We start from the raw sequence: 11,063 nt of genomic DNA on the forward strand, positions 1-11,063 counted from the left end.
TATAGTCTTATGCCCTATTTCCAAAATATGAAACAGCATTTTTTTTTCATGATGCTTATGCTGCAGCTGTCTCAGAGCATAAGCTATGCACAAGAGCTTGATAAAGCGTTAGCAATTGATTTTAAAAACATCAATTTTGAGGAAGCTAAACTTCAAGCCAAACAGAGTGGCAAAGCCATTTTTATGGATGTTTACGCGGTATGGTGCATCCCATGCAAACAATTCGAAAAAACAGTTTTCACCGATAAAGAAGTCGGAACTAAATTTAATGCCTCATTTGTAAATTTAAAAGTAGATGCCGAAAAACCTGAAGGTAGAATTATTGCTAAGAAGTTTTCGGTAGGCGGCTATCCTACAGGGATATTTATTAATTCGGAAGGTGAATTGCTTGCAAAATTTGAAGGTGTACTGCCCAAATCAAATTTTATGCTTTATGCCGACAATGCCTTAAAAATGCTGGAAGACCCACACGGTTTCGAGAAGGCCCTTTCCCGTTATGCTGCCGATAAACAAAATATAAAAAGCATTCAAAATTTATTGCACATAGCATTGCTTTCCGGTAACCAAATTTCTCCGGAGGCAATGGATGCTTATTTTGCAGCTTGCACGGATGCACAGTTTATCTCAGATACATCCGATTTAAAAATATGGGTACGCTCTACTCCTACTATTATTGCAGGGAAAGCAAGCTATATGTATTTTTTAGACAAGCGTGCTGTGGTACAAAGCCTGTTACAACTTGATGCGAATTTTCTTCGAAGCTTTTATTACAATTCCTTGCAAACAGGAATTCAACACGCAGCCGCTGAGAAAAATTTAAGCAATTTAAGATTCATCCTAAAATTAAATACTGAATTACCAATAGATCTCAGGCAGGTAGAAAACATTGATTATGAATTGGAATATTATTTGGAAATAAAAGACTGGAGTGCATACTTAGCTAAAATGAATACCTATTGCCACCAAACTTTTGACAGACTTACCGCAATACCTAAAAATTCAAACCCTGCTTTGGCGGAACGCATCAACACTTTTGCCTGGAATTATTTGTTGTATGCTGAGAATAAATCCGACCTTGCTTTTGCCGAGCAATTAATGGAAAAATGCATTTCGCTCGACAGCACATTTGCAGCTTGGTACGACACCTATGCCGGCATAGTTTACAAACTCGGAGATACCAATAAAGCCATTCTAATAGAAACAAAAGCAGTTTCCTTATCCGAAAAAAAGGATGCTGAAAAAGCAATTTATCTGCGTAAAATTGAACGCATGAAGCATGGTGATAAAATATGGCTACCCGAACAATATTGAAGAATATTTCATTTCGCTAAAATTTATTTCTAAATTTCGTTGCAGTAAACACAAGGCAATTCTAGTCTTTAACAAAAAATATGCAACAAGAATTCGAACTTACAGAGGATAAAAAAAACTCGGGACTTTTTAGCGAAGACCTTGCTCCTATCTCACAGCACCAGCGTTCTTGGGGAACCTGGAACTACGCGGCATTATGGATCAGCATGAGTTTGTGTATCCCCACGTATATGCTTGCCAGTTCCTTAATTGAAGGTGGAATGAATTGGTGGGAAGCAATCTTGACTATATTCTTAGGCAATGCAATTGTGCTAGTTCCAATGATTTTGAACGGTCATGCCGGAGCAAAATACGGTATCCCTTTTCCGGTTTTAGCACGTGCCAGTTTTGGTGTGAAAGGTGCTAATATTCCTGCCATACTCCGCGCCATTGTTGCCTGTGGATGGTTTGGAATCCAGACTTGGATTGGTGGATATGCCTTATTTTTGATGCTTCGGGTATGGTTTCCTGCTGTTGATACATTGCCGCAAATTTTTCCGGATTCCTTTAGTCTACAAACCGGACCGGCTATCACTTTTGTTGTTTTTTGGTTATTGAATATGTATGTGGTTTATCTGGGTGTGGATAGCATTAAAAAACTATTGGTATTTAAAGCATTTTTTCTTCCGGCAGCTGCATTAGCACTTTTATTTTGGGCCATAAATGCTGGGCATGGCCTCGGTCCTATCCTTGCCCAACCCAGTAAATTTGCAAGCAGTACCGAATTTTGGCATTTCTTTTTTCCTGCTTTAACCGGAATGGTAGGATTTTGGGCAACACTTTCGTTGAATATTCCTGACTTTACACGTTATGCTAAAAGTCAACGGGCACAAATAGTTGGACAAAGTATTGGCCTAGCTCCTAGTATGACTTTGTTCGCATTTATTGGAGTAGTAGTTACTTCTGCAACCGTTATCATTTATGGCAAAACCATTTGGGATCCCTTGGAAGTGGCCGGAAAATTCGACAGCAAATTATTGGTGAGTTTTGCAATGATTGCTGTAACCATCTCCACCCTCGCTACAAACATTGCTGCTAATATTGTGAGTCCGGCTAACGATTTTGCCAATCTCTCTCCTGCTAAAATTAATTTTAAAACCGGCGGTTACATCACAGGAATTATTGGGATTTTAATTTTTCCATGGAAATTAGTTGCAGATCCAAATGGCTACATATTTACATGGCTTATTGGCTACTCAAGTTTGCTTGGTCCCATTGGTGGGATTATGATTGTGGATTATTTTTTTATTCGAAAAAAAGAATTGAATGTAAATGACTTGTATTCGCAAAAAGGACAATACAAATATTCGAATGGAGTTAACAGGAATGCCCTAATCGCCTTGCTCCTGGCTATTGTTCCAAACATACCCGGTTTTTTGGTAACCATTAAAGTTATTGATGTAAATGTGTTCGGAGAATGGGTTTCTCAACTGTATAATTATGCTTGGTTTGTTGGATTTTTTGTTTCGGGATTGGTGTATTTAATTTTAATGAAAAGACAAGCACAGTAAAATCATAATTAATCTTAATCATCTTAAATAATCAGCGTTCTATTCAGGTAACATTATGGACAAATTCATGCAACTTGCCATTGATGAGGCAAGACAAGGTTTAAAAGAAAACGGTATTCCTATTGGTTCTGTTTTGGTAAAGGATGGAAAACTAGTTGGACAAGGACACAACAAAAGAGTACAAGACGGTGATCCTGTAACGCATGCCGAAATAGATTGTTTGCGCAATGCCGGTAGAATCGGCTCTTACCGAGGCACAACTTTATACTCCACACTTATGCCTTGCTATTTATGTGCAGGTGCCATAGTTCAATTTGGAATTAAAAAAGTATACGCAGGCGAATCCGAAACCTTTAGTGGAGCAAAGGAATTTATGGAGCAACATGGCGTGGAAGTAATAGATATGAATTTGGAAGATTGCAAAACTTTAATGAAAAACTTTATCGCTGAAAAGCCGGAGCTTTGGAATGAGGATATTGGGGTGGATTGAAGTTCTTCCACTGCTGCTAATTTCATTGTTAAATGATTTGCAATAATAGAAGAATAATAATTTGGTACATAGGGAATTACTCTCAATTAAATACTAATTTTGTAAGACACCAAAATATTTCAGCGGATGATAAAAAAATTACAATTGTTAATTTTTCTCCCTGCTTTTCTCTTTTGCAAATTTACTTCAGCTCAATTTATTGTTCCTTATCAAGGTACCGACACAGTTTACACTTGCTCTGGAACACTGAAAGACAGAATAAATACACAATTCGGATATCTGGATGATGTAAATGGGACTTTGATTATATATCCTACAACTCCCGGATATAAAATAAAGCTCACTTTTTCTCAATTCAGTACAGATGACAATTCCGATTATCTTGAAATATGGAGTGGAATTGGAAATGGCGGACAGTTAATTGGAAAATATTTTTTCGCGAATTCACCAGGAACAGTTTACTCGGGTGATTCGAGTGGCGCAATTACGCTGCATTTTTTTACTGATTGGGAGTTAGGTGGTTTAGGATTTGAGGCTGCAATTGAATGCATAGCACCTTCTGCATTACCTGATTTATTTCTTTATAAAAATTTAGAATCAAACCTCTACAACCAAGTAAGTTCTTACCAAATTTGCAACAATGGCAAAGATACCACAGCAATAAGTTGCCACACGTTTTTATCAACAGATGGCGTTTTAGATGGTGCAGACCTATTGTTAGAAATAGATAGCAATCTTAGCATTGGAGAAAATAAAAGCGCAATTTCTCCGATTTATAACTCTTATCCTCCCAATATAGTTCCCGGAAATTATTATTCAATTATAAATATTGAAAATCAGAATGTAGTAACTGAGAATAATGAATCCAATAATACTATGGCGCTTCCTATCTTGATAGATTCATCATTCATTGATTTGGTAGGAATTAATGTTTATACACAAGATCCGTTTTTAGCCGGTGATATGATTAGCGTAGAAGTAAGTGCCTATAATATGGGGAATAATGATTTGCATCAAAGTATAAATGTTGGAATTTATTTATCCTTGAATTATGACCTTGATGCTAATGATATAAAACTGGGCTCCCTTCCAATGCCGCGGCGCAGTAGTTTTTACTACAGCAACTATAATGTAACAAACAATAATTTATTAATACCGAACTCATTGTCTCCCGGTATCTATCAATTGATTGCTGTGATAGATGATAGTTTATTAATCACTGAGAGCAATGAGAAAAACAACAGTATACTCAGACCAATAACACTTGTTAAAAACAATATAGATTTGTACTTAAACAAGGCAAGTATCAGCAAATTAAACACTGCACCCGGAGGAAATGTAAAAGTATCCTACTATCCGGTTCAGTTTGGAACGAATGCAAATCCGGGTTCTACTGATAGCTATTACCTTTCGGTGGATAGTATTTTAGATGCTTCAGATATTCCTTTAACGAGCCAGTCTGCTTCTAATCCATATTGGGCAAAGAATGCAATTCTGCAAATTCCAAGTTCTGCTTTAACAGGTAATTATTATATCATCATTAAACTAGACGGCGCAAATGCCATTGCTGAAACGGATGAAAACAATAACACCTACAGCATACACTTTAGCGTTGATACACCTTTTACTGACTTAAAATTTTATGCTCATCAAAGCGGCAACTACCGCTGCACAAATCTTCAGGGTTACGCTATAACTACCACTTTTTACAATGCCGGAAATGTGCCGTTTGACAGTACAAGAGCAGGCTATTTTATTTCGCTCGACAAACAGTTAGATAGCACTGATAATTTAATCACTTACAGAAAAGCCGCTCCCCTTCAATCTTTTGAAAAAACAGATGTTTCGCTTCTGAATTGGAGTATCCCCGGCTGGTTACCTTATGGCAAATATTACATTTTAACTGTGATTGATGCATTGGACAGTGTGCAAGAAACAAATGAATTCAACAATATTCTAGTGGATTCTATTTTAGTAGTAGCTCCTGAAAATGATTGGACGATAGATTCATATCAAACCAATATTCATAACACTATCAAAGCGGGAGATTCGATTAATGTAACAATTGTTCTAAGAAATTTGGAAAATCATGGACCCAATACCGGTTTTACAACAAATTATTATCTTTCAAAAAAGAGCCACATCGATACCAGTGCTACCTTACTTTTTTCATCTGCAACACAAGCTTTTCATTGGTTAAAAATACCAACAAATACACTTCCTGGAGTGTATTACTTTTTAGCTTATTGCGATTACGGAAATGTAATTGCTGAAACGAATGAAAACAATAATGAAGCGGCATTTCCGATATACGTTTATTCAGGAACACTCACCCACGATTCTATTCCAGATATGGGGCATGATACATTAACAACTTGTAATTCTTATCTTTCGGATTATGATATCAATATCTCGAATGGAATATTGACAATTAATCCTGGCGTACCGGGAAATCATATTGCGATTCAGTCCATTGACCTATCGTATCTTATAAACAAGTTTGACTTGTATGACGGGTCAGATACTTCGGCTCCTCTTATTGAAAAATTATCAGAAGAAAATCTGGATTACAGTGGAACTTATTATTCAACTAATTCAAGCGGCACACTCACCATTTTGTGCAATGGGCATTCCAGTTGGGAGTACAGTGCTTCTTATAGTGCACTCATTTCATGTGTTGATTCTGTTCCGGCATGCGACCTCGAATTGAAAACCAATTATTACAATTATAATAATAAAGCAAGACCGGGTGGGCAAGTGCGACTAATTTTTAGTGCACTCCACAATAAAGGTGGCTTTCCCGCTGCCTCCGCAAATGTTGGTTATTATTTTTCGATGGATGATACGCTCGACAGTTCCGATATTTTTTTAGACTCTACCAGCGTTGGAAAAATGATAGGAGGCAAAAGCTTTCAGTTTGAAAAGTATGTTCAATTGCCGTTAACCTTAAGCAGTGGCCTCTACTATATTTTCGCAAAAACCGATTTTTCAAATGCAATACCTGAGCCAGATGAGCAGAACAATATAGCACGATTTACAATTCTTATAAATACAGCACTAAGTGATTTAGAACTAACCAACTTAACTTTTTCATCCATCAACCTCACCAACTGTCCCTACTATATTAATTTCGATACTTACCTTAACAACAATGGTAACCTTACCGAAGATTCAAGTTGGGTCGGATTATTTCTTTCACCCGATAATCAACTTGACAGCACAGACACCTTTATTGGAAAACGTCACGTGGAATTGAACATTCCTGCAAATTCAATCCAGCAAATTTCGATTGGATTTAACGTGCCATTAACTATTGCTTCCGGAAATTATTTTGTATTTTCTGTAGCGGATTACACGCAAAGACTAAACGAATCAAACGAGTTAAATAATGCGGTGAGCTTTCCAATTCACCTAGCTCCGCGATACAGTGATTTGGTTACGCTTTCAGGAAATGTACTTTATTACAATTATAATAATTCAAAATTTTGCAGGATTGATAATTTTGCATCTGCCGATGTTGGAAACTATCCTATTTATTCGGGCAAAACTGCAGTATACCTTTCTTCTGATTCATTATTCGACGCTGGAGATGTATTTCTTGACACCGTTTTTTCAATTAGTAATTCAACTTTTTATTTAGATTCCTTAGTCTCCCCGGGTAACTATTATCTAATTACCGAACTCGATTTTAGAAATCAAGATCCCGAGTCAGATGAAACTAACAATTTGTTGGCAATGCCATTTATTGTTCCCGACACCAGCAATGATTTGGCTTTTTACTGGGTAGTTGATAAAAGGAAAACCTGTGTTGCCGGAAACGAAATCGGTGTTACCGGTATATATAAAAACAAATCGGCAAACCAACTTTCAAATCTCCAAGTTGGAGTTTATTTATCATCTGATACATTGATTGATAGCGCTGACATAAAGTTACTAAGTACGCGCGGTAATTATTTTTTTGCGGGAATGCCGATTATACCCAGAGGAACCGTTCAAGGAAATTATTATTTGATTTTTAAAGTAGATGACAACGATAGCATTCCTGAAACTGATGAATCAAATAATAGTACCTATCTTCCACTCTATGTTTATCCTTCTCAGGTAGATTTAACTTTTAATACCACAACGCTTAGTAATTCTGCAGTAGCTGCAGGATACACACTAGTAGCAAATGCTGAAGTATATAACCACAGCAATAATAAAGTAAAGAGCAGCAAAGTGGGCTTTTATTTATCGAACGACACTTTATTTGATACCGGTGATTTATTTCTGACTCATTCTTTTGATACACCTATTGAGGCCGGCTCATATTCCTATAAAAACACACAATTAACTATTCCATCAAGTACCACTAACGGCAATTACTTTATTTTGTTTTTTGTAGACGACAGCAGTCAGGTTAACGAAGATAATGAGAGCAATAATATTCGTGCTATTCCTATTATAATTGGTGCTCCAATTGTCGATTTAACTATTAAGGCACCATCGCTTTCAAACATTTGGCTCCTTGCCGGAAGTATTATTAACAGCTCACTTTCAATTGAAAACCTAGGAAACATTTATTGTTCTTCCAGTAACCTAACTTATTTTTTTTCGAAAGATACATTGGTTGATTCACTTGATATTTTGCTTTCTGTGAAAGCAGGAAGTGCGTTAGCTGCAGGTGTTTCAGAAATACGAAATCAAGCAATTACTATTCCAACACAAGCCGATACCGGAAATTACTTTATTTTGTTTATAGCTGATTATTCCGGATTACTAGCTGAGTCGAATGAGTTGAATAATAAAGGTTATGTAGCCATAAATATCAGCCTTGTCGGGATAAAAGAGCAGATCCCTGAGGAAGTCATAACCATCTCTCCAAATCCGTTTAGTTCAAAAATTAAAATTGAGTTCAGCAATAACTTCAAAAAATCAATTACTGTTTTTGACATAAGCGGAAGAATCATTTATCAAAAGAAAGAAATATTGGAAAGCTCTGGCGAAATTAGCACAGCAAACTGGGCCGAAGGAATTTATTTTATCGCTATTAAACAAAACCAAAAAGAAATCCGAAAAAAGCTAATTAAATTAAACTAAAATTATATTTGTAGTACCAAAATCTCAATACTCATATCCCAATACTCAATACTAAAACAATGAGCACTCTTATAAAAAACGGCCGCATTATTACTGCATCTGAAGATTACATTGCAGATATTTTTATTGAAGGTGAAACGATTTCCTGTATTGGAAAAAACCTCAACATGAAAGCCGATACCGTTATTGATGCAAGTGGATTACTTGTTATGCCGGGTGGAATTGACCCGCACGTGCATCTCGACATGCCCTTTATGGGAACCTTTTCGAGCGATGACTACAGCACCGGCACCAATGCTGCCTTGCATGGAGGCACTACCATGGTGATTGATTTTATTTTGCAAACGCAAGGAAAGTCTTTGCACCATGCACTTGGCGAATGGCAAGGTCGTTCGAATGGAAATGCCTTTGGCGATTATTCCTTTCACATGGCCGTGACCGATTTTAACGAAGAAACAAAAAAGGAAATCAAACAAATGGTGGAAGAGGAAGGAATCACTTCTTTCAAAACATTTATGGCGTATAAAGGAGCCTTGATGATCGATGACCGCCAAATGGTTGGATTGATGGGTGAAGTAAAAAAATGCGGTGGCCTGGTAACTGTGCATGCAACCAATGGCGACATGATTGATTTCTTAATTGCGAAGCACCGCAGCGAAGGTAAAATGGAACCGCTCTATCATTATTTATCCCAACCCGAAATTACCGAAGCTGAAGCCACCGGACGTTTTGCCGATATGGCCTTTCATACAGGTGTACCTGCTTATGTAGTGCACATGACCTGCGAAGGCGCTCTAAATCACATCCGCGATGCAGCGCGACGAAATCAGAAAGTATTTGTAGAAACCTGTATTCAATATTTATTACTAGATGCTTCGCTATACGAACAAAATTTTGATGGCGCCAAATATGTCATGAGTCCTCCTTTGCGGGAGAAGAAAGACCAAGCCAGTTTGTGGGCCGGAATTAATCAAGGAACTGTTCAAGTAGTGGCAACCGACCATTGTCCATTCATGTGGGAGCAAAAAAAGATGGGATTAAACGATTTTAGTAAAATTCCGAACGGCCATCCTGCCATTGAGCACCGTATGGAATTACTTTTTAGCGAGGGTGTAAACAAAGGAAAAATTTCACTCAATAAATTTGTGGAGGTTACTAGCACCAATGCTGCTAAAATTTTTGGGATGTATCCCCGTAAGGGAACCATTGGAATTGGAAGTGATGCTGATTTAATTTTAGTTGACGCTGCTAAAAAACATACCTTATCCGTGAAAACACACCACATGAATGTGGATTATAGCGCTTATGAAGGAATGGAGCTCACCGGTAAATGCGAAACCGTTTTATTGCGCGGTGAAGTAGTGATAGAGAAAGGCGAAACCAAAGTTAAAAAAGGCTACGGAAAATTTATTAAACGTGGAAAAAGCTCTTTGGTGATTTAGTGAGATTTACCTAAAGTTTAATTCTGAGTATTTTTTGCCCTAAAGGAAAAATGTGCTCAATAAAATTTAATATAGCATAAAAAAAATAAAATTGCGCACTCTGCGCCTAATCTGCGTTCCCCGCGGTTATTAATTATATCAGCTTATTCTACTGATTTTTATTAATTCAAAAAAATTTTCAGTTGCATTGCTCATTTACAACCTTCCATTATCCTTCATCCAATCATAAGATTCCTGCACCGCATCACCTATTTCGCTTTGCTTAAGATGCAGCTCTCGCATGGCTTTTGAAGAATCATAGTAATGGCAATCACAAGCAATTTGTGCAAGCGGATAACTCACTTTGGGTTGATGTCCTGAAATTGATCCATAAGCAGAATTTAAAAGTCCGTAAAACTTTGCAAAAACAGATGGAATTTTTAAGCCAATTCTTTTGGAATGTGTTCGAGTAGAAATAATATCAAAGATTTCGTGATAGGACAGATTCGAATTTCCAAGAATGTAACACTCACCTATTCTCCCCATTTTTAAAGCGTTTACAACAGCTTGCGCCACATCTTTTACATAAGCGTAATTCCTACCACCGGTCGTAAAACCGGGAATTTCGTTTTTGCACACCGAAACAATCATGGCACCGGGCCCCGGATGAGAGTCATACGGGCCAAACATAAAACATGGGTTTACAACTATGGCAGGTAGCTTCTTCTCCCGAACCGCATTCAAAATAAGTTGTTGCGCACTATATTTCGAATCCATATAATCCAAATTATACTTCGAACACAAGTAAGGTTTTGTTTCGTTACCCGGACTTTCTTTTGTTCCATAACCAAACGAATTAGCAGTTCCCACATATATTAATCTGCTAATTTTAAACTTTATGGCGGCATCAATAATTCGTTGAGTGCCTTCAACATTTATTTTCCAAGAATTTGGATTACGAGTAGGCCATACACTGGTACTGGCAGCGGCATGAATAATAACATCACATCCTTCAACCGCCTTTTCGATGTCTGCCGTATTAAGCAAATCACCTTCATAGCGCTCTATCGGTAAGTTTTCCAAGGTAATTGTTTGACGATTGGGAGTATGAAAAGCTCTCACTTCATATCCCTGCAAAAGCAATTCGCGTGTGATGTTACTGCCTAAAAATCCATCGGCACCGGTTAATAATACTTTCATAGGTGCCCAATA

The 11,063-nt window shown here is 37.3% G+C and carries 6 protein-coding genes; 5 read left to right on the forward strand and 1 reads right to left on the reverse strand.

Annotation, left to right across the window (positions count from 1 at the left end; genetic code table 11):
* The first annotated feature begins 27 nt into the window (after window positions 1-27).
* The 5 genes from IPP32_14760 to hydA all read left to right on the forward strand — a co-directional run bounded on the left by IPP32_14760 (window position 28) and on the right by hydA (window position 9,872).
* Window positions 28-1,311, forward strand: a complete 1,284-nt coding sequence (locus IPP32_14760; protein MBL0049344.1) for a thioredoxin family protein — start codon at window positions 28-30, stop codon at window positions 1,309-1,311.
* 80 nt (window positions 1,312-1,391) lie between these two features.
* Window positions 1,392-2,861, forward strand: a complete 1,470-nt coding sequence (locus IPP32_14765; GenBank protein MBL0049345.1) for an NCS1 family nucleobase:cation symporter-1 — start codon at window positions 1,392-1,394, stop codon at window positions 2,859-2,861.
* A gap of 55 nt (window positions 2,862-2,916) precedes the next feature.
* A complete protein-coding gene (locus IPP32_14770) occupies window positions 2,917-3,351 on the forward strand; it encodes a nucleoside deaminase (protein MBL0049346.1) in 435 nt (144 codons plus the stop codon).
* A 126-nt stretch (window positions 3,352-3,477) separates the two neighbouring features.
* Complete coding sequence (locus tag IPP32_14775; GenBank protein ID MBL0049347.1) at window positions 3,478-8,430, forward strand: T9SS type A sorting domain-containing protein; 4,953 nt, start codon at window positions 3,478-3,480, stop codon at window positions 8,428-8,430.
* 59 nt (window positions 8,431-8,489) lie between these two features.
* Window positions 8,490-9,872 (forward strand): dihydropyrimidinase, encoded by a 1,383-nt coding sequence (gene hydA, locus IPP32_14780; GenBank protein ID MBL0049348.1) that lies wholly within the window; start codon window positions 8,490-8,492, stop codon window positions 9,870-9,872.
* A gap of 195 nt (window positions 9,873-10,067) precedes the next feature.
* Here the strand turns inward: hydA and IPP32_14785 are convergent, their stop codons facing one another.
* Window positions 10,068-11,051, reverse strand: coding sequence for an NAD-dependent epimerase/dehydratase family protein (locus IPP32_14785; protein MBL0049349.1), 984 nt, complete (start codon window positions 11,049-11,051; stop codon window positions 10,068-10,070).
* Window positions 11,052-11,063 lie beyond the last annotated feature (12 nt).

The organism is Bacteroidota bacterium (genome assembly GCA_016721765.1).
In the GTDB taxonomy this organism is placed as follows: domain Bacteria; phylum Bacteroidota; class Bacteroidia; order UBA4408; family UBA4408; genus UBA4408.

Excerpts from the sequence above, each read along its gene's own strand:
- IPP32_14760 (MBL0049344.1), top strand. The coding sequence starts at position 28 with ATGAAACAGCATTTTTTTTTCATGATGCTTATGCTGCAGCTGTCTCAG.
- IPP32_14765 (MBL0049345.1), top strand. The coding sequence starts at position 1,392 with ATGCAACAAGAATTCGAACTTACAGAGGATAAAAAAAACTCGGGACTT.
- IPP32_14770 (MBL0049346.1), top strand. The coding sequence starts at position 2,917 with ATGGACAAATTCATGCAACTTGCCATTGATGAGGCAAGACAAGGTTTA.
- IPP32_14775 (MBL0049347.1), top strand. The coding sequence starts at position 3,478 with ATGATAAAAAAATTACAATTGTTAATTTTTCTCCCTGCTTTTCTCTTT.
- hydA (MBL0049348.1), top strand. The coding sequence starts at position 8,490 with ATGAGCACTCTTATAAAAAACGGCCGCATTATTACTGCATCTGAAGAT.
- IPP32_14785 (MBL0049349.1), bottom strand. The coding sequence starts at position 11,051 with ATGAAAGTATTATTAACCGGTGCCGATGGATTTTTAGGCAGTAACATC.